At 58.2% G+C, this 26,180-nt stretch carries 34 protein-coding genes and 1 tRNA gene; 22 read left to right on the plus strand and 13 right to left on the minus strand.

Annotated elements, in window-relative coordinates; translation table 11 throughout:
* Positions 1-48 precede the first annotated feature (48 nt).
* The 4 genes from FJU08_RS17350 to FJU08_RS17365 are packed head-to-tail and all read left to right on the plus strand — an operon-like array spanning position 49 to position 3,663.
* On the plus strand, positions 49-1,056 hold the full coding sequence (locus tag FJU08_RS17350; protein WP_141150288.1) for an ABC transporter permease subunit: 1,008 nt from the start codon (positions 49-51) through the stop codon (positions 1,054-1,056).
* A 10-nt stretch (positions 1,057-1,066) separates the two neighbouring features.
* Positions 1,067-1,975, plus strand: a complete 909-nt coding sequence (locus tag FJU08_RS17355) for an ABC transporter permease subunit (RefSeq protein ID WP_141150289.1) — start codon at positions 1,067-1,069, stop codon at positions 1,973-1,975.
* 3 nt (positions 1,976-1,978) lie between these two features.
* Entirely contained in the window at positions 1,979-2,821 is an 843-nt protein-coding gene (locus tag FJU08_RS17360; RefSeq protein WP_141150290.1) for an ABC transporter ATP-binding protein, read from the plus strand.
* Positions 2,818-3,663, plus strand: coding sequence for a dipeptide ABC transporter ATP-binding protein (locus tag FJU08_RS17365; RefSeq protein WP_141150291.1), 846 nt, complete (start codon positions 2,818-2,820; stop codon positions 3,661-3,663). The genes FJU08_RS17360 and FJU08_RS17365 overlap by 4 nt, the downstream gene beginning before the upstream one ends.
* Before the next feature lie 147 nt (positions 3,664-3,810).
* On the opposite strand, the gene FJU08_RS17370 is transcribed toward FJU08_RS17365, so the two are convergent.
* The 3 genes from FJU08_RS17370 to FJU08_RS17380 all read right to left on the minus strand — a co-directional run bounded on the left by FJU08_RS17370 (position 3,811) and on the right by FJU08_RS17380 (position 7,081).
* Positions 3,811-4,389, minus strand: a complete 579-nt coding sequence (locus FJU08_RS17370) for a hypothetical protein (RefSeq protein WP_141150292.1) — start codon at positions 4,387-4,389, stop codon at positions 3,811-3,813.
* Positions 4,390-4,624: 235 nt separating this feature from the next.
* Complete coding sequence (locus FJU08_RS17375; RefSeq protein ID WP_141150293.1) at positions 4,625-5,920, minus strand: Hsp70 family protein; 1,296 nt, start codon at positions 5,918-5,920, stop codon at positions 4,625-4,627.
* Positions 5,921-6,127: 207 nt separating this feature from the next.
* Complete coding sequence (locus FJU08_RS17380) at positions 6,128-7,081, minus strand: bifunctional enoyl-CoA hydratase/phosphate acetyltransferase (RefSeq protein ID WP_141150294.1); 954 nt, start codon at positions 7,079-7,081, stop codon at positions 6,128-6,130.
* Positions 7,082-7,534: 453 nt separating this feature from the next.
* On the opposite strand from FJU08_RS17380, the gene FJU08_RS17385 reads away from it, so the two are divergent.
* A complete protein-coding gene (locus FJU08_RS17385) occupies positions 7,535-7,900 on the plus strand; it encodes an MliC family protein (RefSeq protein ID WP_141150295.1) in 366 nt (121 codons plus the stop codon).
* Positions 7,901-7,926: 26 nt separating this feature from the next.
* Entirely contained in the window at positions 7,927-8,457 is a 531-nt protein-coding gene (locus FJU08_RS17390) for an AAA family ATPase (protein WP_141150296.1), read from the plus strand.
* A 19-nt stretch (positions 8,458-8,476) separates the two neighbouring features.
* Here the strand turns inward: FJU08_RS17390 and FJU08_RS17395 are convergent, their stop codons facing one another.
* Positions 8,477-8,872 carry a VOC family protein gene (locus FJU08_RS17395; protein ID WP_141150297.1) on the minus strand — a complete coding sequence of 132 codons (396 nt, stop codon included), beginning with the start codon at positions 8,870-8,872 and terminating at the stop codon, positions 8,477-8,479.
* A gap of 253 nt (positions 8,873-9,125) precedes the next feature.
* Between FJU08_RS17395 and FJU08_RS17400 the strand changes: the two genes are divergently transcribed.
* Positions 9,126-10,013, plus strand: coding sequence for a DMT family transporter (locus FJU08_RS17400; protein WP_141150298.1), 888 nt, complete (start codon positions 9,126-9,128; stop codon positions 10,011-10,013).
* A 272-nt stretch (positions 10,014-10,285) separates the two neighbouring features.
* A tRNA-Thr gene (locus FJU08_RS17405) sits at positions 10,286-10,361 on the plus strand.
* A gap of 55 nt (positions 10,362-10,416) precedes the next feature.
* Here FJU08_RS17405 and FJU08_RS17410 read toward each other — a convergent pair.
* The 6 genes from FJU08_RS17410 to FJU08_RS17430 all read right to left on the minus strand — a co-directional run bounded on the left by FJU08_RS17410 (position 10,417) and on the right by FJU08_RS17430 (position 13,979).
* On the minus strand, positions 10,417-11,499 hold the full coding sequence (locus tag FJU08_RS17410) for a tyrosine-type recombinase/integrase (protein WP_141150299.1): 1,083 nt from the start codon (positions 11,497-11,499) through the stop codon (positions 10,417-10,419).
* Positions 11,493-11,684, minus strand: a complete 192-nt coding sequence (locus FJU08_RS17415) for a hypothetical protein (RefSeq protein WP_141150300.1) — start codon at positions 11,682-11,684, stop codon at positions 11,493-11,495. The genes FJU08_RS17410 and FJU08_RS17415 overlap by 7 nt, the downstream gene beginning before the upstream one ends.
* Before the next feature lie 11 nt (positions 11,685-11,695).
* A complete protein-coding gene (gene ssb, locus FJU08_RS17420; RefSeq protein WP_141150301.1) occupies positions 11,696-12,163 on the minus strand; it encodes a single-stranded DNA-binding protein in 468 nt (155 codons plus the stop codon).
* A 12-nt stretch (positions 12,164-12,175) separates the two neighbouring features.
* Positions 12,176-12,871 carry a hypothetical protein gene (locus FJU08_RS17425; RefSeq protein ID WP_141150302.1) on the minus strand — a complete coding sequence of 232 codons (696 nt, stop codon included), beginning with the start codon at positions 12,869-12,871 and terminating at the stop codon, positions 12,176-12,178.
* 1 nt (position 12,872) lies between these two features.
* The gene (locus FJU08_RS22815; protein WP_181409900.1) at positions 12,873-13,028 is read right to left on the minus strand and encodes a hypothetical protein; all 156 of its coding nucleotides are present in this window, start codon (positions 13,026-13,028) and stop codon (positions 12,873-12,875) included.
* Positions 13,029-13,331: 303 nt separating this feature from the next.
* Complete coding sequence (locus FJU08_RS17430; protein WP_141150303.1) at positions 13,332-13,979, minus strand: LexA family transcriptional regulator; 648 nt, start codon at positions 13,977-13,979, stop codon at positions 13,332-13,334.
* Positions 13,980-14,038: 59 nt separating this feature from the next.
* On the opposite strand from FJU08_RS17430, the gene FJU08_RS17435 reads away from it, so the two are divergent.
* From FJU08_RS17435 to FJU08_RS17455, 5 genes are all read left to right on the plus strand, one after another.
* Positions 14,039-14,230 (plus strand): hypothetical protein, encoded by a 192-nt coding sequence (locus FJU08_RS17435; RefSeq protein ID WP_141150304.1) that lies wholly within the window; start codon positions 14,039-14,041, stop codon positions 14,228-14,230.
* Positions 14,227-14,433 carry a hypothetical protein gene (locus FJU08_RS17440; RefSeq protein WP_141150305.1) on the plus strand — a complete coding sequence of 69 codons (207 nt, stop codon included), beginning with the start codon at positions 14,227-14,229 and terminating at the stop codon, positions 14,431-14,433. Before FJU08_RS17435 ends, FJU08_RS17440 begins: the two co-directional genes overlap by 4 nt.
* Positions 14,434-14,502: 69 nt before the next feature.
* On the plus strand, positions 14,503-14,958 hold the full coding sequence (locus tag FJU08_RS17445; protein ID WP_141150306.1) for a hypothetical protein: 456 nt from the start codon (positions 14,503-14,505) through the stop codon (positions 14,956-14,958).
* 2 nt (positions 14,959-14,960) lie between these two features.
* On the plus strand, positions 14,961-15,146 hold the full coding sequence (locus FJU08_RS17450; RefSeq protein ID WP_141150307.1) for a hypothetical protein: 186 nt from the start codon (positions 14,961-14,963) through the stop codon (positions 15,144-15,146).
* The gene (locus FJU08_RS17455) at positions 15,143-15,817 is read left to right on the plus strand and encodes a GcrA family cell cycle regulator (protein WP_181409901.1); all 675 of its coding nucleotides are present in this window, start codon (positions 15,143-15,145) and stop codon (positions 15,815-15,817) included. Before FJU08_RS17450 ends, FJU08_RS17455 begins: the two co-directional genes overlap by 4 nt.
* Positions 15,818-15,834: 17 nt before the next feature.
* On the opposite strand, the gene FJU08_RS17460 is transcribed toward FJU08_RS17455, so the two are convergent.
* Positions 15,835-16,950 (minus strand): hypothetical protein, encoded by a 1,116-nt coding sequence (locus FJU08_RS17460; RefSeq protein ID WP_141150309.1) that lies wholly within the window; start codon positions 16,948-16,950, stop codon positions 15,835-15,837.
* A gap of 65 nt (positions 16,951-17,015) precedes the next feature.
* Between FJU08_RS17460 and FJU08_RS17465 the strand changes: the two genes are divergently transcribed.
* The 3 genes from FJU08_RS17465 to FJU08_RS17475 are packed head-to-tail and all read left to right on the plus strand — an operon-like array spanning position 17,016 to position 18,312.
* Positions 17,016-17,405 carry a hypothetical protein gene (locus FJU08_RS17465; protein ID WP_141150310.1) on the plus strand — a complete coding sequence of 130 codons (390 nt, stop codon included), beginning with the start codon at positions 17,016-17,018 and terminating at the stop codon, positions 17,403-17,405.
* Positions 17,396-17,593, plus strand: coding sequence for a hypothetical protein (locus tag FJU08_RS17470; RefSeq protein WP_141150311.1), 198 nt, complete (start codon positions 17,396-17,398; stop codon positions 17,591-17,593). Before FJU08_RS17465 ends, FJU08_RS17470 begins: the two co-directional genes overlap by 10 nt.
* Positions 17,590-18,312, plus strand: coding sequence for a hypothetical protein (locus tag FJU08_RS17475; RefSeq protein ID WP_141150312.1), 723 nt, complete (start codon positions 17,590-17,592; stop codon positions 18,310-18,312). The genes FJU08_RS17470 and FJU08_RS17475 overlap by 4 nt, the downstream gene beginning before the upstream one ends.
* An 8-nt stretch (positions 18,313-18,320) precedes the next feature.
* On the opposite strand, the gene FJU08_RS17480 is transcribed toward FJU08_RS17475, so the two are convergent.
* On the minus strand, positions 18,321-18,749 hold the full coding sequence (locus FJU08_RS17480) for a type II toxin-antitoxin system HicB family antitoxin (RefSeq protein WP_141150313.1): 429 nt from the start codon (positions 18,747-18,749) through the stop codon (positions 18,321-18,323).
* A gap of 42 nt (positions 18,750-18,791) precedes the next feature.
* A complete protein-coding gene (locus FJU08_RS17485; RefSeq protein WP_141150314.1) occupies positions 18,792-18,989 on the minus strand; it encodes a hypothetical protein in 198 nt (65 codons plus the stop codon).
* 112 nt (positions 18,990-19,101) lie between these two features.
* Here FJU08_RS17485 and FJU08_RS17490 point away from each other — a divergent pair, with 112 nt between their 5' ends.
* The 6 genes from FJU08_RS17490 to FJU08_RS17515 all read left to right on the plus strand — a co-directional run bounded on the left by FJU08_RS17490 (position 19,102) and on the right by FJU08_RS17515 (position 26,174).
* The gene (locus FJU08_RS17490) at positions 19,102-20,343 is read left to right on the plus strand and encodes a DUF7146 domain-containing protein (protein ID WP_141150315.1); all 1,242 of its coding nucleotides are present in this window, start codon (positions 19,102-19,104) and stop codon (positions 20,341-20,343) included.
* Positions 20,336-22,132 (plus strand): DNA primase family protein, encoded by a 1,797-nt coding sequence (locus FJU08_RS17495; protein ID WP_141150316.1) that lies wholly within the window; start codon positions 20,336-20,338, stop codon positions 22,130-22,132. Before FJU08_RS17490 ends, FJU08_RS17495 begins: the two co-directional genes overlap by 8 nt.
* A gap of 412 nt (positions 22,133-22,544) precedes the next feature.
* Positions 22,545-23,339 (plus strand): hypothetical protein, encoded by a 795-nt coding sequence (locus tag FJU08_RS17500; RefSeq protein WP_141150317.1) that lies wholly within the window; start codon positions 22,545-22,547, stop codon positions 23,337-23,339.
* A 123-nt stretch (positions 23,340-23,462) separates the two neighbouring features.
* Positions 23,463-23,846 (plus strand): HNH endonuclease, encoded by a 384-nt coding sequence (locus FJU08_RS17505; RefSeq protein WP_141150318.1) that lies wholly within the window; start codon positions 23,463-23,465, stop codon positions 23,844-23,846.
* Positions 23,847-23,931: 85 nt separating this feature from the next.
* On the plus strand, positions 23,932-24,432 hold the full coding sequence (locus FJU08_RS17510; protein ID WP_141150319.1) for a helix-turn-helix domain-containing protein: 501 nt from the start codon (positions 23,932-23,934) through the stop codon (positions 24,430-24,432).
* A gap of 11 nt (positions 24,433-24,443) precedes the next feature.
* Positions 24,444-26,174 (plus strand): terminase large subunit, encoded by a 1,731-nt coding sequence (locus FJU08_RS17515; protein WP_141150320.1) that lies wholly within the window; start codon positions 24,444-24,446, stop codon positions 26,172-26,174.
* Positions 26,175-26,180: the final 6 nt, after the last annotated feature.

Here is a 26,180-nt window from a genome sequence, read left to right on the forward strand (position 1 = left end):
CAAGAAGAGGGCCGCCTGAACGGCCCTCTTCCCTATCAGGGCATACCCATGATCAAATTCATTCTCGGCAAGCTCCTGCTGATTGTGCCGACCTTTATCGGCATCACCATTGTCGCCTTTGGTTTCGTTCGCGTGCTGCCGGGCGATCCGATCCTGCTGATGGCTGGCGAACATGGCATTTCACCGGAACGCTATCAGGAACTGGTCCATCAGTTCGGCTATGACCGGCCGATCGTCATTCAATATTTCGATTATGTCTGGGGGCTTTTGCACGGCGATTTCGGCATTTCGCTGTCGACCAAGCAGCCGGTGCTGACCGAATTTCTCGCCCGCTTCCCGGCAACGGCGGAGCTTTCCATCTGCGCCATGATCCTGGCGATTGCCATCGGTCTTCCGGCTGGTGTTCTGGCGGCGGTCAAGCGCGGCTCCTGGTTCGATCAGGCGGCCATGGGGGCGGCTTTGACGGGCTATTCCATGCCGATCTTCTGGTGGGGCCTGCTGCTGATCATCCTGTTTTCCGGTGTTTTGGGCTGGACACCGGTCTCCGGGCGTATCTCGCTTCTCTATTATTTCCCGGCCGTCACCGGCTTCATGACGATCGATTCCCTGCTTTCGGGTCAGGCGGGCGCGTTTACCTCGGCGCTGTCGCATCTCATCTTGCCTGCGATCGTGCTTGGCACCATTCCGCTGGCGGTGATTGCGCGGCAGACGCGCTCGGCTATGCTGGAAGTCATGGGCGAGGACTATGTCCGCACCGCCCGCGCCAAGGGCCTGTCGGGCAGCCGCGTCATCGGGGTTCATGCGCTCAGAAACGCGCTGATCCCGGTGGTCACCACGATCGGCCTCCAGGTCGGCATGCTGATGGCGGGCGCGATCCTGACGGAAACGATCTTTTCCTGGCCGGGTATCGGCAAGTGGATGATCGATTCCATTTCGCGCCGCGACTATCCCGTCGTCCAGGGCGGCCTCGTCCTGATCGCCGGTCTCGTCATGCTGGTCAACCTTGTGGTCGATCTCATGTATGGCCTTATCAATCCGCGTATTCGCCACCAATAGGAGGACCGCCATGACCGATAACGTCACCGTCACTGCGGCCCAGCGCAGACATGTCCGCCTGCAGATGATCGCCGAGTTCTGGCACTATTTCAGCCAGAGCAAGGGCGCAGTCATCGGCCTTGCCATCATTGTCGCGCTCATTCTCGTGGCGATTTTCGCCCCCTTTCTTGCCCCGCATAATCCCGATCAGCAAAATGTCGCCATGCGGCTGACCCCGCCGGTCTGGGAGGCCAAGGGCACTGTCACCTATCTGCTTGGCACCGATGCACTTGGCCGCGATATTCTCTCGCGACTGATCTTCGGCTCGCGCTTCTCGCTGCTGATCGGCATTGTCGTCGTCTCGATCGCGCTGTTTTTCGGCATCGTGCTCGGCCTCTTGGCCGGTTTCTTCCGCGGCTGGGTCGATGTGGCGATCATGCGGGTCATGGATGTCATTCTCGCCTTTCCGCCGCTGCTTCTGGCGTTGGTTCTGGTCGCGGTTCTCGGCCCCGGCCTGTTCAATGCCATGATTGCCATCGCGCTCGTGCTGCAGCCGCATTTTGCCCGTCTGACGCGCGCTGCCGTCATGGCCGAAGCCCGGCGCGAATATGTCATTTCTGCCCGCGTTGCCGGCGCGAAGAATGGCCGGCTGATGTTCCGGACCATTCTGCCGAACTGCCTGTCGCCGCTGATCGTTCAGGGCACGCTGTCGTTTTCGGATGCGATCCTCAACGCCGCCGCACTCGGCTTCCTCGGCATGGGTGCCCAGCCGCCGACCCCGGAATGGGGCACGATGCTGGCTGAAGCGCGTGAATTCATTCTCTCCGCCTGGTGGGTCGTCACCTTCCCCGGCCTTGCCATTCTGATCACGGTTCTGGCGATCAATCTGGTCGGCGACGGTCTGCGCGATGCCTTCGACCCGAAACTGAAGCGGAGCTGAGCCATGTCCCTTCTTGATGTGAAAAACCTTTCGGTTTCCTTCCCCACCGCTTCGGGTGAGACAACGGTGCTGCACAAGGCCTCCTATGTCATCGACAAGGGGGAGGTGCTCGCGATCGTCGGTGAATCGGGCTCCGGCAAATCGGTCGCCATGCTGGCGGTGATGGGGCTTTTGCCGCCAACGGCAACCGTGACCGCCGATCACGTGTTGTTTGAGGGGCGCGATCTGATGACCATGCCGGTCAAGGAGCGGCGCAGGATCATCGGCAAGGATATCGCCATGATCTTCCAGGAGCCGATTGCCAGCCTCAACCCGTGCTTTACCGCCGGCTACCAGATCGACGAGGTGCTGAAACAGCATCTGAAACTTGATCGCAAGGGGCGCCATGCCCGGGCGCTGGAACTTTTGAAGGCCGTCGGCATTCCCGAGCCGGAGGAGAAGCTGAAAGCCTATCCGCACCAGATGTCGGGCGGCCAGTGCCAGCGCATCATGATCGCCATCGCCATGGCCTGCGAGCCGAAGCTGCTGATTGCCGACGAGCCGACCACGGCGCTCGACGTGACGATCCAGAAGCAGATCCTCGAACTTCTGGCGCGGCTGCAGATCGAAACCGGCATGGCGATGATCATGATCACCCATGACATGGGCGTGGTGGCGGAAACCGCCGACCGCGTGATCGTGCAATATCACGGCCGCAAGATGGAAGAGGCCGATGTGCTGTCGCTGTTCGAAGCGCCGAAACACGCCTATACGCGGGCGCTTCTGTCGGCACTGCCGGAAAACGCCACCGGCGACCGGCTGCCGACCATCGATTACACGGCTGAATTTGCAGGAGATGGCGAATGAGCGATATCGTCGCCGAAGGCAGGAATATCACCCGCGATTACATCATTCCGGGCGGCATGTTCGGCAAGCCGCGTACCGTGCACGCGCTGAAGGGGATCGACTTTTCCGTCGAGCGCGGCAAGACGCTGGCGCTGGTGGGGGAATCGGGGTGCGGAAAATCGACGCTCGCCCGCATCATCACCATGATCGATCCGCAGACCTCCGGTGAGCTGAAGCTTGGCGGCCATGTTGTCGATATCGCCAGACACCGGCCAACGGCGGAGATGCGCCGCCGGGTGCAGATCGTGTTCCAGAACCCCTATGGCTCGCTCAATCCACGCCAGAAGGTCGGCGATGTGCTGACCGAGCCGCTGCTGCTCAATACCGATCTTTCGGCCGCAGACCGGCGCGACAAGGCGCATGACATGCTGAAAAAGGTCGGTCTGGGGCCGGAACATTACGAGCGATACCCGCATATGTTCTCGGGCGGTCAGCGCCAGCGCATCGCCATTGCCCGGGCATTGATCCTCAATCCGAGCCTGCTGGTTCTGGATGAGCCGGTGTCCGCGCTTGATCTTTCGGTCCAGGCACAGATCCTCAATCTTCTGGCGGATCTGCAGGATGAGCTGCAACTCACCTATATCTTCGTCAGCCATGACCTGTCGGTGGTGCGCTATATCTGCGATGAAATCATGGTGATGTATTTCGGTGAGGTGGTGGAGCGCGGTACGCGTGATGAGGTCTTTACCGATCCCAAGCATGATTACACCAGGACGCTGTTTTCCGCCACGCCACGCGCTGATGTCGATCATATTCGCGCCCGTCTTCAGGCCAAAAAAGCCCGGCTGGCCGCAGGCTTGTGAACCCCGTCCGATCTGCGGGAAGACACCGGACCGGAGACAGGCCGTCCCCGGTCCGGCAAGGTCAGAGATGATGCCATAGGGCGCGGGCGAGTTCAGCCCGTCATCCCGTGTGATCGCGTCGCTGCCAGCTGGTTCTTCCGGTGGCTTTCAGCGGATGTGGTGCGCGATGAACTTCTCTTTGGGAAGCAGTAGCTGATTGAACTTGGTCAATGCCTGCATGCGGTTTTCAGCCTGCGGCTGATAGTGGCCGCTCGAATTCGACCAGCCTTTCAGCGCGCCTTTGCTGAACCAGGCTGTGCCCGCATAAACCACATCCTCGCCATGGGTGATGGATGTATGGCCTTCCACGGCAAGATCTGCGTCTTCACCGGGCGTCTGTCCGCGCGCTGGTGCCGCAATAGCTGTATCGAACAATGTCGTCTTGCCGAGCAATATCGTGTTCGGGTCTGACGCTTTGATGGCAAAGACATAGGTGCCGTCTGGCCTCAATGGCTCGTCCGTCAGGTCTGCACCCATCCGGGCAAGGCCATAGTCATTGCCGCATTTACGCAGCGCGAAGATCTGGCTGTCATCGGCAGGTGCCTGAAGCGCTCGCGGTACGACGCAGATCCGCGATCTTATGACCGCGCTCTGGCGACTGTAGAGTCTGGAAAGCGCCCTGTGTTCGTCTCGCTGCGCTGGCCGGGTTTCTGCATCTGCTGCCTCAGGCATTCTTGCAGCGGGCACGACAGGTCTGGCTTCCTTTTTTGCGGGCTGTATCACCGGTCTTGCAATAAACGACGTGAATGCATTTTTAAATTTCATGAATAACTCCATATTACGAATAATTATATTTGATTCGCAATACGGATAATTATTTATTCGTCGTTTATTAGCTAATAGAATTTAGGTAATATTCATTATTACCTGTATATCCGGGCAGATTCTTTCAAATCATAGAGATGTTTTCTGCTTCTGCTTGTTAAATTTCCTTAGGGAAGTCGGCGCCAGCGCCGATCAGGGCCAGGCCATGCGCGATCGACAGCAGTTCGCCACCGGTTTCAATCCGGCTCTTGTCAAAGCGGTTTTCGAAAATCCGCCGGACTGCTGGCACGAAGGAGGAGCCGCCGGTCAGGAACACTTTGTCGATATCACTGGCCTGAAGGCCCGATGCGGCAATGCCTTCGTCAAGCGCGGCTTCCATAAGCGCGAGTTCACCGGCAATCCAGCCTTCGAAATCGCTCCGGCGCACGCTGGTGCGGCTGTCACGGCCAAGAGGGGCGAAGAAGAATTCGGCCTCCTCCGCGTCGGAAAGTGCCCGCTTGGTCGCAGACACGGCTTCATACAGCGGATAGCCCTCGTCATTGTCGATCAGATCGACAAAAAGTTCGAGTTTTTCGGGCTCGACCGCGTCGCGCATAAGGCTTTTCAGATCGGTGAAATCCCGCGTGGTCTTGAAGATTGACAGCTGGCTCCAGCGGCCGAAGCTGGCATAGTAATTCGACGGCACGTCGAGCAGCTTGCCGAAACTCCTATATTGCGACCCCTTGCCAATCATCGGACTGACGACATTGTCGATCAGGCGATAGTCGAACATGTCACCGGCAACGCCGACGCCGGAATGCGACAGCGGTTCGGCGGCGAGCTTCCCGGCTGCCTTTGAAAACCGGATGATCGAATAGTCGGTGGTGCCACCGCCGAAATCGGCGACCAGAACATTGGCATCGGATTTCAGACGTTCGGCAAAATACCAGGCGGCAGCGACCGGTTCGAGCACGAAACGGATTTCGGGAAAGCCGAAGCGCGACAGCGCCTCATTATAGCGTTCAAGCGCGAGATCCTCGTCCGCGCCGATGCCGGCAAAACGCACCGGCCGGCCCGCGACCACCCGGTTCACTTCGCTGGGCCAGTCGTCGCCGGCATAGGTCATCAGCTTGCGCAGGAACACCGCCATCAGATCGGGAAAGGAATGACGCCGTCCATGCACGGCCGTTTCCTTGAAGATCGGGCTGGCCGCATAGGTCTTGATCGACTGCAGGAAGCGGCATTCACCGGGGTGGTCGATCAGCGTGCGGATGGCGGCGGCCCCTGCCTCCGTCAAAAGCGGGGCGGCCGGCTGGCGGTCGCGCATGAAGGACAGGCAGGTGCGCATCGTGTCGGTCACGCCGGCAACGCTTTCAAATCTGAGCGAGTGGGTGGCGCCGGCTTTGCCACTTGTGATGTCAGGCATGGCAATCACGGTATTGGTCGTGCCGAAATCCAGTCCGAGAGCGGTCATGGCGACATCCTTTCGCAAGCAGCTATAACAATAGGGAAGGGGCGGCGTTTATACGCCTGTTCCTGCCGATTGCAATGGCCGGACGGCATAAAACCCGCCGCCATGGAATGGCGACGGGTTTGAAACGAGCAGCGCTTGCAATGTTACGGGGCAATCCGAACGAGGGTCAGACCAGCCTGACCGTCAGGGATCAGTCCCGGGCGCATGTCACAGCGCAGGCATGCGGCCGTTGCGGCGGGCATCCGCCATCAAAACGGCGATCGCGCAGGAACCGATGCGCGACTGCGCGCCATCGGCGCGGCTCGTCAGGATAACCGGGATACGGGCACCGAGAATAATGCCCGAGGAGGTGGCGCCACCGAGCAGAACCAGCTGCTTGGCCAGCATGTTGCCGCTTTCCAGATCCGGCGTCAGCAGGATGTCGGCGTCACCGGAAACGACCGAGGAAATGCCCTTGATCTTGGCGGCTTCAAGGCTGATCGCGTTGTCGAAGGCGAGCGGGCCGTCAACAATGGCGTTGGTGATCTGGCCGCGATCGGCCATTTTCGACAGGCAGGCCGCGTCGATCGTGGACTGGATGGCCGGGTTGACCGTTTCCACGGCGGACAGCACTGCGACCTTCGGTGTGATCGGGGTTTCGGAAATGCCGATCATCAGGTCGATGGCGTTCTGGGCGATATCGGCCTTGGCGGCCAGATCCGGCTTGATGTTCATCGCTGCATCAGTGATGAAAAAGGGCTTGGGATATTCGGGATCGACCATGGCGAAGACATGGCTGATGCGACGGCCGGTACGCAGGCCGGCATCCTTCTTCAGAACGGCGCTCATATATTCGTCGGTATGCAGGCTGCCCTTCATCAGGGCTTCGGCCTCACCCTTGGAAGCGAGTGCGACGGCCTGGGCGGCGGAGGCATGGCTGTGCGGTGTGTCGACGATCTGGTAGCCGGCGATATCGATACCGTTTTCTTCGGCAACGGCCTTGATCTTGGCTTCGGGGCCAACCAGGATCGGGATGATCAGCCCTTCGTGAGCGGCTTCAACGGCACCCAGAAGCGCATCGCGGCTGCAGGGATGAACGACGGCAACGGTGATCGCGGGCTTTTCGGCAGCGCGCTTGATGAAATCCTTGTTGAACCCTGCGACGTCGAATTTGTCAGCCATGGGAATGAACTCCTTTTAGAAATTCTTTGAGAGGAAGCTTGGGAGGGCGGTGGCGCAAGCAGTCGGAAGAACAGCGAAACCTGGCCCGTTATCTGTTGTTCTGGCCTTCATTTTTTCGGTCCGTCCTGCCATCCTTGCGCATGTGATTTGTCGGTTGTCGCTTTCGGCCCGGCCGCAGGCGGCAACTGCATTCGTTGCATTTTCATTCCCGTCGGCGGCCACAAGGCGCCAGTCCGGGACTGTCTAACCGGCCTGAATGACGTTATGACGAAAGCCCGGATGCGGGCAATCATGCGTTCGAAACAGGCTAGTATGCAAGTTGAATTACGACTTAAGGCTAAGGCTTGGCTCCGGCCTTGAGCAAGATCAATCGGGATGGCAGTGAATTGCCATTTCCGAAAATCAAAGTAACGGGAGACAGCCGGATTAATCGCCGGCCCAAAGGAGACGCGCATGAAACCCTTCTTCGCCCTGGCCGGCTCCGGCCTTGTCCTCACGCTTCTGGCTGCCGCGCCGACGCTTGCCGAAGACGCAATCTCCATTCCTCTGCCGGCCGGTGTCACGGCCGATACGATTGATGCTGATTACGATTGCAGCGGCACTTCGGTCAAGGTGCACTATATCAATGCCGGCGATGTCCATCTTGCAACGCTTGCCTTCGATGATCAGTTCATGGTTGCCTCGGAGGCGATCGCAGCCTCGGGCGCGCGCTATGTTTCCGGCTTTTACGTCTGGTGGACCAAGGGCAATGACGCCACGCTTTACGATCTGCGCAAGGGTGAGGGCGATCCCGGCATTGTCTGCAAGGGGGCCAGCTGATCGGTTCCTGGACGGAAAATTCTGTGATGGATCGCTTTATCCTGATCTCGGGCTGTTCTGGCGGTGGCAAGTCAAGTCTTGTTGACGCCCTTGCCGCGCGTGGCTTCAACACGGTGAGCGAACCCGGACGGCGGATCGTCGCTGCGGAAATATCCGGCGACGGCGCCAATCTGCCCTGGAAAAATCCAAGCGGATTTGCCCTGAGGCTGGTTGCCGTCGCGCTTTCAGATTACGCGGCTGCAACACGGCTTGCCGGTCCCGTCTTCTTCGACCGCGGTCTTGTCGATGCCATTTCAGCGCTCAGCCATGCGACAGGGCAGGCGGCGGATATTGCCCGTGCCCAACGCCATTTCTGTCACCGGCAGGTCTTCATGGCACCGCCCTGGCCGGAGATTTATGCGCAGGATGGCGAACGTCGCCACGGGCTTGCATCGGCGATTGAGGAATATCAGCGGCTGGCCGCCTTCTATCCTGCGCTCGGCTATGAGGTTGTGCCTCTGCCGAAAACGGATATTGCAGCCCGCGCCGATTTCGTTCTCGCCCGGCTTGGCTTATAGCGCCCGGAACGTCCGGCCTCTATTGGAAGCGTCCGCCGCGCTGAAGCACCTCGATCTTGTAGCCGTCGGGATCGGTGATGAAGAAGAAGCGGGCAAAGTCTGCCCCTTCGCGCTCCATGGTGACGAGTTTGCCGAGCGGCAGGCCGATCTTGCTCAGCCGTTCATATTCGGCATTAATGTCGTCAACCGACACGGCCAGATGACCATAGCCGTTGCCCAGCTCATAGGCCGCGCTCTGACCTTCGTTGACGGTCAGCTCCAGTTCGAAACCTGTTTCTTCATTGGCAAGATAGATCAGGGTGAACCCGTCAAAGGGATAGCGGTCGACAGGCTTCAGCCCGAAGACGACGTCGTAGAAATCGATCGATCGCGCTTCATCGAGAACGCGGATCATCGCGTGGATCATCTTGGCCATTATTTTTCCTCGGATCAGTTTGAACAGGCAGCGGGCGCTTGGCACCGGCAAATCCCGGCTTGCCAGAAAATCGCCTCAAGGCCAAGCCATCCCAATGGATCGCCGGGTGATTTTGCCGTTGGCGGGCGGATGGCTGACGGGTAATGTGCGCGCCACGATCGCCAGTTAAAGAGGGGGAGATAGTGGGAAAAGTCTTTGCAGTCATTGCTTTTACGTTGCCCCGCAGCGCCATTGCCGGGTTCGGTGCATCCGCATGAGTGTTTCACCGCCTTCAGTCTCAGGCCTTTCCGGGGCGGGTTTTGCCATTGTGGCGACGTTGTTTTTTTCAGGCGTTGATGCGCTTGCCAAGAGCCTTGGGGCAGAGCTTTCCAGCTTCCAGGTCGTCTTTCTGCGCACATCTGGCTCGGCGCTGTTTCTTGTGATCTTCATGGCCTTCGTTCTTAAGCGCGGCATTCGTCCGGGGCAGATGAAGAGCCATGCGCTGCGCGGTTTTCTGATGGCGGTGACAGCAATGCTGTTCTTTTATGCCGTGGCCAGGTTGCCGCTTGTCATGGCGCTGGCGCTGGCCATGACGTCCCCCATCTACCTGGCGCTGATGGGGGCTTTCTTTCTCAAGGAGCGCCTGGCGCCGGCAACGCTTGGCGCTGTGGTGCTGGCGGTTTTGGGAGCGGGGGTGATTACCTTTGCCCGCGACGGCGGCGGTGCGGACGATGCCGTTTCCCTCGCGCCGCTTCTGGCGGCACTTCTGGCGCCGCTCACCTATGCGGCGGGTGCCCTGGTGATGAAGCTTGATTCGGCCCGCGATCATCCGGCAGCCCTTTCGATGATGCAGAGCGCTTTTGCCGCCCTGTTTGCCTTGCCGACGGCGGCGATCTTCTGGCAAAGCCCCGATGCCGGGCTCTACTGGCAGATTGCGCTGATCGGCCTGTTTGGTGCGGTGGGCTATCTGTTGCTGATCGCCGGGCTTTCGCGTATTCCAGCCTCTGTCTATGCCGTGATTGATTATACCGCACTTGTCTGGGCCGGGTTGTTCGGCTTTCTCTTCTTTGGTGAAATCCCCACGCCAGCGACCCTTGCCGGCAGCGCACTGATCCTGTCGGCCTGCATCGTTTCGGCGCGCGCCATGCGCCATCGCAGGTAGAGCGCCGGGCGGGGAATTGGTTCCCGGCTTTTTGAAAACCCGACGCGCCAAAATGAAAGGGCCCGGCGCATCGGGCAATGTCGGCCAACCACTCGATGCTCTCGGCTTCAATTCGATCTGATAAAACCAGATCGGCGCTCTCGCGTGTTGTCTTGCCGCAGATCCTGTCGATCCTCGTTTCGTTGCGACGCTGATCTGCTTTTTTTCACTTTCATGGGGGAATGCGCTTGAAAAAGCCGCCTATTCCCTGTAACAGCCCCTCTGCATTGATTGCCGCTGTAGCTCAGTTGGTAGAGCACGTCATTCGTAATGATGGGGTCGTAGGTTCGAGTCCTATCAGCGGCACCACACCGCCCTATAAAAACAAGCAATTTCAAGTGCTTGGCGCGCGTTGTGTACCACGTCAAACCCATGCGTGGGACAGGTTGACCTTGTCCATGGCCGTCAGGGCCAGTTTCCAGCGTTCGACTCGGCGGGTGTAGATCTCACTTGTTTTGGCTTCTGAATGGCCAAGGATGGCCATAATTTCATACTGGCTGCATCCGAGTTCTGCGAGCAATTCAGCCAATCCCTTGCGAACGCCATGTGCGGAAAGATGTGGCAATCCGGCATCAACACACCATCGCTTGAACATTGCGGACATGCTGTCGCCGCTGGCAAACGGCTTCCCGCCGCGCCCCAGCACGTAGGTTATGCCTTCGACCTTCATCGATCGCGTGGCATCTTTCAGCGGTGGCAGCATGGGGATCGTCACTTCTGTCGACCCCTTCTTGCACGGCGTGAAGCGGATGGCTTCGATCCCGTCAAGAATGCATTCATGACGACGGCCGAGAATTGTCAGATCCTCGATGCGGCAGCCTGTCCAAAGCAGAACAGACATGGCGACATGTGGTTTTGTCCCAGGCTTGTGTTTGGCAAAGAAAGCTTTGACGTCAGTCGCTTTCCATGGGGTGGACCCGCTGCCCTTGATGTAGATCTTCTCAATGCCGTGTGCCGGGTTTTGCGACAAATAGCGCCGCTTCGCAGCCCAGTCATACATTACCCCGATGGCTGCGATGAAGGCGTCCGCCTGCGCAGGCGTGGCGCTCATTTCGTCCTGCATCTCGATCAGCTTTTCCTGAGGGATCAGCATCACCCGGTCGGGGCGTTTAAGCAGCCGGGCAAGCAGGTTTTTCTTTTTCTTCAGAGTCTTTGCACTTGTCGTGCCAGCTTCAACGCGCTTGGCGAGGTATTCGAGGTAGCTGTTGACCAGCCACCCGATTGATTTTGGCTTGGCATAGTCTGATGCCTGACGCAGCGGCTCCGGTTTCTCGCCGCGGCGGGCCGCCAGATATTGCCGCTGAAAGTCATCATCCCCCGGCTGGCAATGGATCTTGATCTTGCGCTTCGGGTTTCCCTCCGGGCGCACGCGGTAGCGAAAATTGCCGCTGGGAAGCTCTTCGCGAATAAGTCCGGGGAAATCGACTTTCATTGCATGACCTACCATTTTTCAAGATCCCCATCATCTATCGGGCTTCGAGGGCTCTCCAGATCGGCAAAGTGGATTTCAACCTTTCCACCGTCTATGCACATCTTATCCACAGTCAGGCCGGCTTCGCGCGCAACCTTCAGGTACGAGCGAACTGTCGCCGGGCTGGCACGCTGCTTTCGGTTATGCGGCAATGTGGTCATGGTCTCGCTCCTCAAAACGGAATGTCGTCATCAAGATCGGGCGGGCTTTGGTGCGTTGTCGCGCCTGAGCGCGTGCGCTCATGCCCGTAATCGGATGGATCTGACGCGGGTGGCGGGCGGTTTCCGCCGGTGCTATCGAGCATGGTCAGGACGGCATTGAAGCCCTGAAGCACGACCTCGGTCGCATAGCGGTCCTGACCGTCATTGCCCGGATATTTGCGGGTCTGCAGCTGGCCTTCGATGTAGACCTTTGCGCCTTTGCGCAGATACTGCTCGGCGATCTCGCACAGGCCTTCGGTGAAGATGACGACGCGATGCCATTCCGTGCGTTCCTTCCGGTCGCCGGTCTGCTTGTCGCGCCAGCTTTCCGAGGTGGCGATGCGCAAATTGGCGATCGGGCGTCCATCCTGTGTCCTGCGGATCTCAGGATCCGCGCCGAGGTTACCGATCAGAATGACCTTGTTGACCGATCCGGCCATATTCTTCTCCCTTCAGAGGCTGTTGAGGGCCGCATGTGCTGCTGCGGCGTGAGATGCATCCAGAGCGTGATCGTCGCCAATCAGTTGGCGTAGAAGGCTGAACCATTCGTCGGCGGCAGCCATCGCTGGCCATGGCGTCACAGCGCCCCTGGTTTTAGGTTTGACTGTTCGGGGAAGGCGCTTCGCGGCGGTATCGCCGAAAAGCGCGCGTACTTCTTCGCGCAGCATGCGCCGGTCCATGGTCTCGACCAGATGGCGCTGGCTGTTTGTCCAGAACTGAGGCGACGGCAGACCGGCCGCGCGATAGATGGCATCGTCCCAGCCGTCTTTCAGTCTCCTGAGGCTGCTACGGAACACATTGCCGGTGCCTGGCTTGGCTTGGTCGCAGATCGCGGCAATCGCGTCCTGTGCCGGCGTCACGATATCGCCGAACAGACCTTCATGCGCATCGTGGAGCAGAAACAGCGCCGCCGAAACGTCGTTGCCGCCTTCGTTCAGGATGGCGCGGGCACCCATGGCGCAATGCTGCGCAACGGAATAGGCCGGTCCATTATGGCGGCCATTGAAGCGGGCGATTTTGGAAAGTGCATCGCCGAGCGCAACGAAGTTGACCTCCTCGACCGCTGGCGCGAGCAGGTCCATGCGGCTGCCATTGGGTCGGAATGAGTGGACGGGTTCCGGCGCAAGTCGGGTGAAGGAAAGCTCCATTCTAAACTCCTGCTGCTGCGGCAAGTGCCGCCTCAAGGGCGAAAAGCTGGTGGATCAAAAGCACGATGGCGAAGGCAGACAGCGGCACAATGAATGCCAATGCGAGGCGGGCCATGAAGCGGCAATCCGCTGCGGTCAAAGGATGGCGGTGCGTCATGCGTCACCGCCTTGCGTGCCTTTGGCTTGTCGCCATTGAGAGAATTGTCTTGTCATCGCCACTAGCCTTTCCTCAGTGCCCGCCACCGGCCGGCACGTTGGTGCGGTGGTCAGTCCGGTGACGGGCGGGGATATCGGGCGGGAGGTAAGCCCGATGACGGAAAGGGTAACGGGCAATAGCCCATTTGTAAATGGGAAATAGCCCACTTTATAAATGTGAGATTTTGCGCGCCTTCACTGGGCAAAAAAATGGCCCGATCTAACGGGCCATCAACAGGATCTAGAAAAGCAAGAAAGGCATATATTAGTGATAGCCATTCCCCAAAGACTCTTGCGGGAGGATGGCGAAAATCTCGCCCAGCCAGATTGGTTCGGTTCCCTCGATCGGGGCTGCATTGAATGAGGTCAATGTCACTGGGGAGCCGCGCATAATTGTCTTGATAAAACGTCTGCCATCTGCGGTTCTTACGACGGCTTCACGGCCGAAAAACCATTCGATAGGGCGCTTCTGATCTTTGAAAACCACGATAACCATACCATCGCGGTAGACTGGAAGCATCGAAGATCCCCGGACCTGAAACGCAATCATATCAGCGGGCATGGGTAGTGGCATGGTGATTTGCTCAAGACCCTCAGGGGGCACTTGTTCGAAATCAGGTTCAATCTGCGCGCCGGCTCCAACATATCCCATTAGCGGAATTTCGAATCCTCCTCGTGGCGCATTGTCCAGGTCGGCCTCATCGATATCGAGAACACGAGCCAGAGCCTTCAGGTTCTCGAATGATGGCTCACGATTCCTCTTAAGCATATCGCGAACGAATGTCTCGCCGCGTCCGGCTTTCAGGGACGCAGCCTTCATGCTCATTCCCTTCGCCTGAAGGGCGGCTTCAATGCGCTTTTTCCAGTCATTGTTCATGGTTGGGACATTGCCCAAATCAGAAAGATTAGTCACGGGGGTTATTTCCCATTGCCAAATGGGCGATTGCCCATTACGTTGTCCGCATGATGGATATGGATGAACTGCTCAAAAAGATTGAGGCCTATTGTCGAGAGGTTGGTGTTGCTGAAACGACTTTCGGGAAGAGAGTTGTCAATGATGGCAAGCTGGTTGCCAGACTGAGGTCCGGGAAAACGATTAGCCTTTCGACTTTCAATCGCATCCTCCTCGTATTGGATGAAGGGCGGGTTGGGGTTGCAAAATGAAGATGCTCGATAACCGCGAAGTTCAGGATCAGTTTTTTTGTCATTTTGCAGTCAGACATGACACGCCTTCTTCTTTCGAGGCTATGGCAGCTTACCGTGCCTTCATCGTGTGCTGCCGGGGCTTCAATGTTGCGACGGCAATGCAGCAACATCAATTCAGGCGGCGCGATCCGCCTTCACTGCTGCTGATGCAAGAACCATAGCGGCGGTCCTTCCGCCAATCACCGAAGATTTTTCTGAAAAGTTTTCCTTGAATTCTCAGGGAGGGATACGTGCGCGCAATTTTTGACGAAAACGACAAGAAACTGAAAGCGGCAACGCGCCGTGCGATTAAGGCGGCTGGCGGCAGCGACAGCTTCGCGCATGTCACGCGGGTCTCGGTCGCGCAGCTTTCGAAATATGGGCTGGCGAGTGAAGACCATACCGAGACCTTCGTTCCGATCGATATCGCGCTTGAAGCGGATCTGGAGGCGGGGGCGCCTATCATTGCTTCTGAACTGGCGCGCCTGCAGGGGTTCCGCCTTGTGCGAGCTGCCGATGAGGATGCAGGACACAAGCTTGCCTTCCGCGATATTTCATCAATCGGGCTGACCTTCTCGAATTTCCAGAAGGCCATGCATGACGCGTTGGCCGATGACGGCTCGGTGGATGATGCTGAGCGCCAGGTTATCCAGCGTCATGGTGACAAAATGGCCCGTGCCCTTATCGAGCTCTTGGGGAGGGTATGAGCATGGCCACATCTCGTCTTGTTGCCAAAGAACATGACACCCAAAATGGGCAGCAATCGCCAAGCAAAGCTTCCAAGCCCTGCAAGATCTCCTATGGCTGCGGATTCTATTTCTGCCAGACCTGCGGCGGCAGCGACTACCCGAATGACAAACCCTTTGCCTGTGAGACATGGGGTGTCGGCGCATGATCTGGACCGACAAGAATATTCAGACGGCAGCCGAGCTTAGCCGCAGTGGCCTGAGCTATCGCGATATTGCGGAGAGATTCGGCGTCAGTCGTGGTTCAGTTGCAGGGCTTGCCAATCGCCGTCGCGACCTCTTCCCGAAGGCAGCCGCACGGGCCAAGACTGAAGCAAAGCCTGTCGAAGCGAAGAAACCCAAAGCCCGCGCGAAAAACTATGCGGATAGGTTTGCCTGGGATGATGCCAAGCGCCAGCGGGCAGTTTCGCTCTGGAAATCCGGCAAGAGCTATCGCGAAATTGGCGATGTGCTTGGCTGTGACCGCACGACGGTTGGCATGCTGGCAAAGCGCCGGCCCGATCTCTTCCCGAAGCACGAAAAGCCAAAGCCTGAGCCGGTTCGCAAGTTCACGAAGCCCACGGCACGCATGGCGTCATTTGCTCTTTCATTTCGCCAGAAGACGGCTTCAGGCACGCGGCGCGATCTATCGGTACACGCAATCGAGGGCGTCCCTTCGAAGAGATTTGTCGATGTCGGCGCCCATGAGTGCCGGTTTCCGCTGGTCGCCTTTGATGCGGCGGACGGACTTGATGTTCCGTGCTGTGCGGCCGAAACGATGCCTGGCCAAAGCTGGTGCGCGCATCACTTTCGAGTTGTCTTTCCGGGGAGGGGGAGATGAACATAACGGAGAGGATATCAATCGACATTCATGAAATCGTCAAAGCTCTCTCTTGCCGAGAGGAAACTGGACCAATCCATGGAGGTGAATTCTGTTTCATCAGATGTCAGAACGATCAAGCTAGGTATATTTTCGTATATGAAATAGCAATTTTTGAATTTTGCAGATATGAAAGACGTATCGGTAAATCTTTCGTAGAAAATAAAATTGCACCCGCTGAAATCGCAATCACAAAAATAGTTTTCATTAATATCGTCAATTCTTATTTCTTTAAATCTGCATTTAATAAAATAACAGTCACTAAAAGTTGCTTCTTTTGTGTCGATTTTACCGTTATATATTTTCACGTTACGAAAACTAATTTTCGGCTCTTGCATTATTGTGGAAATGTGAGGTCTATTTTCGTTCGTAATAATACCACCGCTGTAAGATTGGGATGCGAACCCTTCAACCAAAACCCACTCGAAATTGTCGTTCGGAGCTTCGAATACTGCGGAAATGTTGGATCGGGCGCCAAGTTTAATTCCCTCAGAAAGTGCATCTTTGATGAGTTTGAGATAGGGCAGGTCTGCAGCACTTTTGTAGTTCTCTTTCCATTCGGAAGCGATCAAAGTCATGGCCGGATTGCGAAGAACTTCATAGTCCAGCCCACAAATGACTTCGCGGAGGATCGCGACGCCGGCGATCTTTTGATGTGCTCCTTCAGCCTCGAGCAGTTTTGTGCCTTCAGCGAGAAGGTCAATGTATCGAGCTGCGTTGCTAGAGTCGATTTGTCTTCGAAGCAATTCAACCTGTTCTCTTTGTTGGTCGACCTGTTCTCTCTGGCGTTCAAGCTGATTAATTTGCGTGTCTACCTGTTCACGTTGAATGCGCACTTGCTGATCCGTCATCATACCGCGCCAAATGATTGTGGCGAAGGTTGTGAGGCCAGCTGCGATCAAAAGGTAGTCTTTCAAAATAGCAACGTGATCTTTATTGACTCTAGCCCAGCTCAAACCAAAGCCAAAGCTGAGGATTATGCTTCCAACGCCAACTACAATTGCGAAAAGCATCGCAACAAAACCAAGGCATCCTTGCCAGGTCTTTTCGTCAGTTTTCAAATTTGGCTTCATGCTCATTGTGCCCAGTTCCAACGCTTCTCCAAAAGCTATGACATAGTCTCCCGCCGAACTTCAAGCGTACTAGTCCAGGAGGGATCATGACTATGAGCAGACCTCGGCTCTATGTTGTTACGGACGATGCGGTCTGGGCCTGCCTGTCTGTTTTCGGCTGTGGCCTTTACGGCCTGCCGGAATGGGCCGCTATTGCTTCGGACGCTGATGCGATTGCCGCGATCCCGTCAGGTTCACTTCACATTGCCTGCTGGCACAGTTCAACGGCCGAAAGTCGCTTCTTGCAGCGCATCTGCACTGAGCGCTGGGCGGCGCGTGAACTGATTACTGCGCCATCAGACTGGCTTGTGCGGATCGAAGAGCTGATCGCGAAACGAGATCAGCTTCCAGATGTCGATGCGCGCAGACAGGAGTCTGCCAATCAGCCTGAAAACCAAGAAACACCGAAACATGCGAGGGCCGGAAAATGGCACTGACCAATGATCGACCCGAAGAGCTTCTCACGGGAAAGTTTGTTCAGCTTGAAACCGAATGGGAAGACTGTGTGTTTGGTGAGTTCGACTGCCGCCTGAGCGATCTCTTGCGTGCGCCTGAGCCATTGCGCAGCGAAGGCATAGCACTGATCAATCAGCGACATGAGGAACTGCTGGAGCAGGGCCGATGAAGACGCTGCGTGTCCTGATTGGTTGCGAGACTTCAGGCGTTGTGCGCCGTGCCTTCGATGCGCTCGGTCATGATGTTTGGTCTTGCGATCTGCTGCCTTCGGAAGATCGCAGTAACCGTCATGTTATCTGTGATGTGCGGGATATCCTGCTTGATGGCTGGGATCTTCTGGCGGTCATGCATCCGCCTTGCACGCGTCTTTGCAACAGTGGTGTCCGCTGGCTGAAAGAGCCGCCGAGAAACGTGCCAAATGAAGCAACGGCGGACGAAAAAGCCTTGTGGCCGATATTCTCGCGCGAAGAGAAGCCGGCGATCATGTGGCAGCTGCTGGATGAGGGGGCGGCGCTGTTTTCGGCCTGCTGGAATGCACCGATCAAGCGCATCGCTGTCGAAAACCCGATCATGCATCGATATGCAAAAGAGCGGATCGACGGCTATCAGAAACCGGCGCAGACGGTTCAGCCCTGGTGGTTCGGTGATCGTGCCTTCAAGGCCACGTCTTTCTATCTGCGTGGGCTTGATCCGCTGGTCGAGACAAACAGGCTTGTCCCGCCGAGGCCGCGCACGGATGAACACAAGAAATGGTCCATCGTCCATCGTGCCTCGCCAGGGCAGGATCGCGCCAGACTGCGCTCGCGTACCTATCCCGGTATCGCGGCTGCCATGGCGGCACAGTGGGGCGGCGCAGCCCTTGAGCAGGAATATGGAGAGGCAGCATGACCACTCTCCTACTCTGCGGCCTCCAGACCGATGACAAGGCGCTGGCCCATGGCCTCAAGGGCGGCGACCATGAGCGGCAGCTTGGTGCGGGTGTCCGGGTCGAGCAGGCGGCGGGCTTCCTTTTCATCCTTGCCAATGCGGCGGGCAAGCTCGCTGCGGGTGATCCCGGCTGCGCGAAAGGTCTCGATAACCGCGATCTTCAGGGCGGTTTCCGGTTCCGGCATGATCATCTCGCCGGACGCCTTTGCCTCAGGCAGGGGGCGTTCAAGCTCAAGATAGGTGAGCAGGGCAACGCCGAGCGCATCGGCCGCCATGTCGCGCGCTTCGGCCATGGTGTCACCCTCGGTGATGGCTTCCGGGATATCTTCGAAGCTGACGACAAAGCCTTCGCCTTCTTCCATTGGCTCGAATGTTGCTGCGTAAGCGTAAGTCTTCATGTTGTCTTGCCTTTCATCTTCTGGACAGGAGAGGTGAGGGGATCAGTTGATCCCCAGCGCCTTCTTGATCTTCGCTGCCGTCTTGGGATCGATTTCCCGGCTCGGCAGGGTGGTGAAGCGGTCACCGAAATAGATGGTTGCGTGTCCGCCCTTGCCCTTCGCCTTGTTGACCCGGAAGTCGAGGCCTCTGGCCTTTGCCTCCTGTTTCAGTTCGGCGATGAAGCGATCTCTCTTGTCCATTTCCCTCTCCGTTTCGATGATTTGAATGTCGGATATTTTTATCCGAACGTCAAGCGAAATCGGACAAAAATATCCGAAATCGTGACGGCGTCTGTGACAAGGGAGATCAGCTATGTCTGACCTGATTTCAGCCTTTGTCGAGGAAGCGCGGGCGGTCTCGCTGGATGTGGTTGCCGATCTGTTTGGCCGGGCGGCGATGCGCGGCAGCGAATGGACCGGGCCTTGCCCGCTTGCAGGTGGCAAGGATGCCTATGCGGTCAATGTGATCAAGGGTGTCTGGAACTGCCGAAAGTGCGGGACGGGCGGGCATGATGCGATTTCGCTGGTCGCCCATGAATGCGGCTTTGATCTCTCCAGTCGTTCCGGCTTTCTCGGTGCCTGCGCGGAAGTTCTCGGCCGGCCGGTACCTGATCCCGATCAGCGCGAAAGCGATGAGGAGCGGCAGGCGCGGGAAGCGCGGGCGGAACGGATGCGCGCCGAGGCGCAGGCGAAAGCACAGGATGCCGAGGAACGGAAACAGTATTTTCGTGACCGGGCCATTGTGCGGGCGCGCAACATCTATCTGAACGATCGCCATATCGTTGCGCCGGGCGCGGCGTTGATGGTACGGGATTATCTGCGTTTTCGCACGGGGTTCACGATGCCGGAAGCCGTGTTTGAAAGCATCCGCTATGACCGGCACCATACCTATTGGCATGGCCGGGACGAACGCGGATACCTCCGGGCGATCCATACCGGCGCGGCGATGCTGGCGCCCATTGTTGACCTCACGGGCAAGGTGTTCGGCTGCCATGAGACATGGATCGACCTTAAGGTCGAGCCGAAACGGCGGCCCCTGCTGATCGATGACAAGGGCGAACGTCTGCCCACCAAAAAGATGCAAGGCCAGCACAAGGGCATGCTGATCCCGGTGCTTGGTGACCTGGGCTCAAGCCGTTGGGTGATTGCCGAGGGGATCGAGAATGTCGCCGCCGTGGCCGGGCTTGAGGGCTTTCGGGCCGATACCTTCTATTGCGCGGCCGGGTCGCTTGGCAATCTCGCCGGGCCTGCCGCTTCGAAGGAACGCCACCCGACGCTGGTCAATATCGACAAGCGTGGCGCGCGGCGGCCGGCGATGGTTCCGGGGCCGATCCCTAAACCCGATCAGGATGCATCTGACGCGCTTCAGGTGCCGGGCCATGTCGATGTCCTCGTGCTGATCGGCGACGGCGACAGCGAGAAAATCATGACGACATGCGCGATGGAACGCGCGGAACTGAGGCTTTCAGCGCCAGGGCGGACGGTGACCACGGAATGGGCACCTAAGAGCGCCGGCGACTTTTCTGAATATTGCATGGGGATGGCCGATGGCTGATAACAAGAAGACGGGCGGGCTATCGCCGGAAGCATTGGCGGCAATTGCAAAGCGGGAGGCCAAACAGGCCGCCTATCTGAAAAACCCGGACCCCTTGCCGATTTCAGAACCGGAAGCCGAAGAACCCTTCCTTGAACTCTCGCCTGAGGAGATCATGGAAGAATGCGCCTTGCTGCCCGAAACAGACCTCGGCAATGCAAACCGTCTGCTGACGCGCTTCGGCGACAGGATGCACCATGTCACCCATGTCGGTTGGCATGGTTTCGACGGCAAGCGCTGGCTTGAGGATCAGTCTGGTGCCGTGGTGCGGGTAATGGCGCACCGCACGGCCGAACTGATCGAAGATGAGGCCATCAAGCTTGACTGCAGCGAGAGCGAGCGTGCCGATATCGAGGCCGGGAAGATAGCGCGTGAAGAAATGAAGGCGCTTGGCAAGCCCGGCAAGGGCTGGGATGCCGACAAGCTCAAACAGTTCGAAGGCCTGCAGAAGCTGATCGACGCGGGCGAGCTTGCCGATAAGGCACGGCGCGGCCGGCAATCATCGCGGCATAACCATGCCAAAAGCTCGGCCGGTTCTTCCAAGATCAACAATATGATGGCTGAGGCGGTGCCCTATTGCTCGATAGCGGTGCAGGATCTGAATACGGATCTATATGCTTTTAACACCCAAAACGGCACGTTGCGCTTCTACTCCGCCACTGTGGACGGCAGGACGGCTTGGCGCTGCCGTCTCGATAAGCACCGCTCGAAGGATCTGCTTTCGAAGCTTGCCGAGGCCGATGTGATTGCGGATGCCCCATGTCACCTGTTCTCGCAGTTCCTCATTCGGGTGATGCCGGATCCTGACAAGCGGGCCTTCCTGCAACGCTATATGGGCTATTGCCTTCTGGGGCTGACCGGTGAGCAATGCCTTGTCTTCTTCTACGGGGCAGGGCGAAACGGCAAATCGACCTTTGTTGACCTCATGGTCGAGATCCTCGGCGACTACGCCGTCTCCATGTCGATTGACAGCTTTGCCGGTGACAGCAAGCGCGGTGGCGCCGAGGCCACGCCGGATCTCGCCCGCCTGCCGGGTGCGCGCCTTGTGGCGGCATCCGAGCCGGAAATGGGTGTCCAGCTGAAGGATGCGTTGATCAAGACCTTGACCGGAGGCGAGCCAATTGCCGTGCGGCGCCTGCATCAGGATTTCTTCGAGCTGGTCCCGCACTTCAAGATCATCCTTTCGGGTAACCATAAGCCCCAGATCCGCGACGATAGCGACGGGATCTGGCGGCGCGTGCATCTGGTGCCGTGGGAAATCCAGATCCCTGAAGAAGAAGTTGACCGCGACCTGCCGCGCAAGCTGCGGCAGGAACGTGACGGGGTTCTCGCCTGGATGATCAAGGGCGCGCTGGACTACCTCGATACCGGGCTGCGGGTGCCCGACAGCATCCGGCTTGCAACGGCAGAATACCGGGAAGAGAGCGACCCGATCGGGGCATTTCTGCGCAATGCCTGCGATATCACCGGGTCCGACAGCGATATGGAGCGGCCGGACACCATGTTTGATGGCTATGCGCGCTATGCGGCCCGTGAAGGGCTTTCTGACTTCAAGAAATCAACCTTTGCGAGACGTCTGCCAGATCAGACGCGCAAGACATGGAAAGGACCGGATGGCTTGATGCATTCGTTTCGCAAGGCGCGCTCCAATGGCGCAATCTACTTTGGCATTCGCATCAGGGATGAATGGCGAAATGAGAGGCAGGGCGGATATGCGCCAACGTCAGACGACCTGCCCGAAGCATTTTAGGGCTTGAACCCGGACCCTTTGTTGTGTCACGCAGGACGTCTAGCAGCGTATCCGCCCATGAGTTCGGCCTGAAGGTTTGGACGGCGGACGGCAAGGACGGCTAGCCATCACAAGCGGACGGGAACGATTTCCTAAGGGTCCGGCGAATTCGATTTTAAATCAGATGGTTATGCAAGTGTGGACGGCTAGGACGGATAATCTGGATGTTTATGTGATGCGCGCGCGTCAAAAAGGCCATGTTGAGAAAACAAAGGCCTCATCACATAAACATGGATTTTACCCGTCCTATCCGTCCATATCTATGTAAGATGTTGATATTTATTGATTAAATATCGTCTCTACACGTCCATCTATCCGTCCATTTGAAAACTCTAGACGTCCTAGACGTCCAAATCAGCGGAAAGGCTTCGAAATGAAGAAGGTTGCGATCAATGAGCTTCTGACATGGGCTTTCACGGAAGAGCTTTGCAAGGAAGGGGCAGGGCCTAAGGCCTCGCTCGGCCCGGCCATGATCAAGAGTGCATGGTCGGCCATGTCGGAAGTGGAGACTTTGGGCACGGTCGTGGATCGCTCACCCAATGGCTTTGGCGTGATCCCGGCAGCGATTGACCTCGGCGAGCCGCATGAGGATGCGCTGAAGGTTGCCGAGGCCGTGCGGGCGCTGACGAAAGAAGGTTTCGACATTCCCGACAGCTGGCAGCCATTCCCGGAATGGGATGATGAGCGTGGGCTGATCGCCGCCGAGGTGGCCCGGGTGATGATGCATGAGAAGATGCGCGGCCAGCGCCGCACCGGCCGGCACGCCTATAACCTGATTGTCACATGCGCGGTGCTGAAGCACGGCCCGGACTGGCACGCCGAGCGCCCGGCCGAACAGATGATCATGCGGCAGGGCAAGCCCGCCTGGTTCATGATGAAACGCATGAAGGATAGCTTCGGCAATTGGCGTGAATATGAGGTTGATGGTTATGACCGCAAGGCACAACGGCCACGGAAGGGCGCCTATCGTAAGTACGAACTGGCGGAACCACTGCGAGGGGCGATCATTGCCAGAATTGACTGGCTGGTCTGGCGCTCGGCTCTGAAGTTGTTGGAGCGGGAACTGGCAGGGCAGCTGACGCGAAGCAGTTTGCTGTCGATAGCTTTTGATTCACAACCATGGAACATTCGGCAGGCGGTCAAAGTTCAAGTAACTGAAAACGCTTGATAAAATCCATGTCACTTTTTCCTTGATCTGCGGCAGCTATTTGACATAGCTTGAGCACACTGAAAAAGATCAGAAAACACCCGCTTCGGCAGCCGCCTGAGCGGGTTTTGTTTTGGCGGATATATGCCCTTCACCAAATCACCGCACACCAGACGGACCCGCTCGGGGCTGGCCGGTTCGCCGCGCCTGCTTGGCGGCACGGCGCCGGCATTGCTGAACCCGTCGATCCTGACGGGCGAGGGCGGCGAGCGGCGGCGGGATCAGGTGGTGGCGTGGCGCAGCTGGTACAAGACGACGCGCTGGCAGAAGCTGCGCTGGTCGGTGCTGAAGCGGGACGGTTTCACCTGCGCCATGTGCGGCAAGGTCGAGGCGGATACGAGCCAGCTCGTTGCCGACCATATGACCCCGCACCGTGGTGACGCGGTGCTGTTCTGGGACCGCGACAACCTGCAATGCCTGTGCAAGACCTGCCACGACAGCGAGAAACAGCGGGCCGAGCGGGCCTGAGCGCCGAGGCAGGGGGGCGGGTCTGACGTTCAAGGGGCTTTACACCCCAGACCCGCGCCCCTCACATCTGGAGAGTTTTTTTCCCGTGGCTGACGATTTTTCCGACGATGAGATCAAGCGCGACCTGTTCGGCAATCCATCGCTGCCGATTCGTGACCGTCGCGGTCGCAAGTCCTTTAGAAAAGATAAGGAAAATCAGGACTTTGTGATGGCGCGTGCGGCCGATGGCTGGAGCCAGAAGCGGATTGCCGAGGATATGGGCATCGATGAGAAGACACTGAGAAAGTATTTTTCCCGTGAGCTTGAATATGGCCCGACCTTCGTGCGCGGCATGATGCTCGATGTTCTGATGAAGAGGGCGCGGGAGGGACACGTCCCCTCGATCAAGCTTTTAGCCGACTGGCACAAGGATGCCGGGCCGCAGGCCCCGCGCAATGCCCGGCCCGACAAAGGCGCGGAGAAGGACGAGGACGGCGAGGAGGCTCCGAGCCGCCTCGGCAAGAAGGAACGCGAAGCGCTCGAAGCGCAGGACGTTCCCGACAATTACGGCGAGATCTTCGACCGGATGAGCCAGCACCGGCACTGAACTGGTGAGATATGCAAAACCCGATTTCCTTTGCCTGCCCGGACTGGGAGGACAAGCTGAAGCGTGGCGAAACGCCGATCGCGGACCTGCCGCTTGATCCGGTGCTGGCCGAGGCGGCGGTCGATCTGTTCAACCTGATCCGGGTGCCGGATATTCCCGGCCAACCGACTATGGCGGAAGCGGGCGGCGAATGGGTGCGCGATATCGTCCGCGCGGCTTTTGGTTCGTATGACCGGGAGAGCGGCAAGCGCTTCATTGGCGAGGTGTTCAACCTCGTGCCGAAGAAGAATTCGAAGACGACCAATGCGGCAGCGCTGGGCCTGATCGCGATGATGATGAACCGGCGGCCGAATGTCGATGGGGTGATCATCGGCCCGACGCAGGAGGTTGCCGATAAATGCTTCGCCCAGGCCTCGGGCATGATCGCGGCGGATACGTATCTGTCGCGCCGGTTCAAGGTGATCGAGCACAAGAAAACGATCATCGACCGGCACAAGGATCCTGATACCGGCGTTGCGCTCAATACCAAGCTGAAGATCAAGTCCTTTGACCCGAAGGTGGTCACCGGCTCGATCCCGGCCTTTGCCATCATCGACGAACTGCATCTGATGGCGGAAATGAAGGATGCGGCCCGCGTGATCGGGCAGATCCGGGGCGGGATGATCACCAATGATGACAGCCTGCTGATCATCATCACCACGCAATCGGAGATCCCGCCGACCGGCGTGTTCAAGGACGAACTCGAATATGCGCGGGGCGTTCGCGACGGCAAGATCACCGAGGGCGTGCGCATGCTGCCGGTGCTCTACGAGTTCCCGCTGACCATGCAGGCCGATGAGAAGAAGACCTGGCGCAATCCGAACCTCTGGCCGATGGTGCTGCCGAACCTTGGCCGCTCGATCACGATCGAACGCCTTGTCGGCCTCTATCAGCAGGAACGCGACAAGGGCAAAGAGGCCGAGATCCGCTGGGCCTCGCAGCATCTGAACATCCAGATCGGCGTCGGCATGCATGGCGATCAGTGGATCGGCGCCGAGAACTGGCCGCTCAGAGTGCGGCCGGGCCTGACATTCGAGACGATGCTCGATATCTGCGACGTGATGGTTGCCGGTGGGGACGCGGGCGGGGCAGATGACCTGTTCGGCTTTGGTGTCATCGGTCGGGAACGGCAGACGGGCTGCTGGCTGTCATGGTCATGGGCCTTCGCTCTGCCGATCCTGATGGAACGGCGCAAAAGCATCGCCCCGAAGATCGAGGAGCTGCAAAAGGCCGGTGATCTGACGGTGACCAAGACGGCCGGCGAACAGGTCGAGATCGTTGCCGATATCTGTTGCCGGATCCGCGATCGCGGGCTGTTTCCGAAAAAATCGGCAATCGGCCTTGATCCCCATGGGGTTGCCGCCCTTGTCCATGCGCTGGAGCTTGAAGGCTTTGCGCCGAATGAGGCGGTGGTGCCGGTCGGGCAGGGTTACAAGCTGAACGGGGCGATCAAGGGGCTGGAGCGGCGTCTCTTCGATGGCAATTTCCAGCATGGCGGACAGGCGCTGATGAACTGGTGCGTCGGCAATGCCAAGGCCGAGAAACGCGGCAACAATGTCTATATCACCAAGGAAAGCGCCGGCACGGCCAAGATCGATCCGCTGATCGCGCTGTTCAATGCGGCGATGCTGATGGACATGAACCCGGTGGCCGATGAGAGCCGGAATAACCGCAACAGCTATTTCCAACATCTGGGAGCCTGATCCGTG

Origin of the sequence: Martelella alba (genome assembly GCF_006516955.1) — a bacterium.
GTDB classification, from domain to species: domain Bacteria; phylum Pseudomonadota; class Alphaproteobacteria; order Rhizobiales; family Rhizobiaceae; genus Martelella; species Martelella alba.

Coding starts and splice junctions, on each gene's coding strand:
- FJU08_RS17350 (WP_141150288.1), top strand. CDS start 49: ATGATCAAATTCATTCTCGGCAAGCTCCTGCTGATTGTGCCGACCTTT.
- FJU08_RS17355 (WP_141150289.1), top strand. CDS start 1,067: ATGACCGATAACGTCACCGTCACTGCGGCCCAGCGCAGACATGTCCGC.
- FJU08_RS17360 (WP_141150290.1), top strand. CDS start 1,979: ATGTCCCTTCTTGATGTGAAAAACCTTTCGGTTTCCTTCCCCACCGCT.
- FJU08_RS17365 (WP_141150291.1), top strand. CDS start 2,818: ATGAGCGATATCGTCGCCGAAGGCAGGAATATCACCCGCGATTACATC.
- FJU08_RS17375 (WP_141150293.1), bottom strand. CDS start 5,920: ATGACCGCTCTCGGACTGGATTTCGGCACGACCAATACCGTGATTGCC.
- FJU08_RS17380 (WP_141150294.1), bottom strand. CDS start 7,081: ATGGCTGACAAATTCGACGTCGCAGGGTTCAACAAGGATTTCATCAAG.
- FJU08_RS17385 (WP_141150295.1), top strand. CDS start 7,535: ATGAAACCCTTCTTCGCCCTGGCCGGCTCCGGCCTTGTCCTCACGCTT.
- FJU08_RS17390 (WP_141150296.1), top strand. CDS start 7,927: ATGGATCGCTTTATCCTGATCTCGGGCTGTTCTGGCGGTGGCAAGTCA.
- FJU08_RS17395 (WP_141150297.1), bottom strand. CDS start 8,872: ATGGCCAAGATGATCCACGCGATGATCCGCGTTCTCGATGAAGCGCGA.
- FJU08_RS17400 (WP_141150298.1), top strand. CDS start 9,126: ATGAGTGTTTCACCGCCTTCAGTCTCAGGCCTTTCCGGGGCGGGTTTT.
- FJU08_RS17410 (WP_141150299.1), bottom strand. CDS start 11,499: ATGGTAGGTCATGCAATGAAAGTCGATTTCCCCGGACTTATTCGCGAA.
- FJU08_RS17415 (WP_141150300.1), bottom strand. CDS start 11,684: ATGACCACATTGCCGCATAACCGAAAGCAGCGTGCCAGCCCGGCGACA.
- ssb (WP_141150301.1), bottom strand. CDS start 12,163: ATGGCCGGATCGGTCAACAAGGTCATTCTGATCGGTAACCTCGGCGCG.
- FJU08_RS17425 (WP_141150302.1), bottom strand. CDS start 12,871: ATGGAGCTTTCCTTCACCCGACTTGCGCCGGAACCCGTCCACTCATTC.
- FJU08_RS22815 (WP_181409900.1), bottom strand. CDS start 13,028: ATGACGCACCGCCATCCTTTGACCGCAGCGGATTGCCGCTTCATGGCC.
- FJU08_RS17435 (WP_141150304.1), top strand. CDS start 14,039: ATGGATGAACTGCTCAAAAAGATTGAGGCCTATTGTCGAGAGGTTGGT.
- FJU08_RS17440 (WP_141150305.1), top strand. CDS start 14,227: ATGAAGATGCTCGATAACCGCGAAGTTCAGGATCAGTTTTTTTGTCAT.
- FJU08_RS17450 (WP_141150307.1), top strand. CDS start 14,961: ATGGCCACATCTCGTCTTGTTGCCAAAGAACATGACACCCAAAATGGG.
- FJU08_RS17455 (WP_181409901.1), top strand. CDS start 15,143: ATGATCTGGACCGACAAGAATATTCAGACGGCAGCCGAGCTTAGCCGC.
- FJU08_RS17465 (WP_141150310.1), top strand. CDS start 17,016: ATGACTATGAGCAGACCTCGGCTCTATGTTGTTACGGACGATGCGGTC.
- FJU08_RS17470 (WP_141150311.1), top strand. CDS start 17,396: ATGGCACTGACCAATGATCGACCCGAAGAGCTTCTCACGGGAAAGTTT.
- FJU08_RS17475 (WP_141150312.1), top strand. CDS start 17,590: ATGAAGACGCTGCGTGTCCTGATTGGTTGCGAGACTTCAGGCGTTGTG.
- FJU08_RS17480 (WP_141150313.1), bottom strand. CDS start 18,749: ATGAAGACTTACGCTTACGCAGCAACATTCGAGCCAATGGAAGAAGGC.
- FJU08_RS17485 (WP_141150314.1), bottom strand. CDS start 18,989: ATGGACAAGAGAGATCGCTTCATCGCCGAACTGAAACAGGAGGCAAAG.
- FJU08_RS17490 (WP_141150315.1), top strand. CDS start 19,102: ATGTCTGACCTGATTTCAGCCTTTGTCGAGGAAGCGCGGGCGGTCTCG.
- FJU08_RS17495 (WP_141150316.1), top strand. CDS start 20,336: ATGGCTGATAACAAGAAGACGGGCGGGCTATCGCCGGAAGCATTGGCG.
- FJU08_RS17500 (WP_141150317.1), top strand. CDS start 22,545: ATGAAGAAGGTTGCGATCAATGAGCTTCTGACATGGGCTTTCACGGAA.
- FJU08_RS17505 (WP_141150318.1), top strand. CDS start 23,463: ATGCCCTTCACCAAATCACCGCACACCAGACGGACCCGCTCGGGGCTG.
- FJU08_RS17515 (WP_141150320.1), top strand. CDS start 24,444: ATGCAAAACCCGATTTCCTTTGCCTGCCCGGACTGGGAGGACAAGCTG.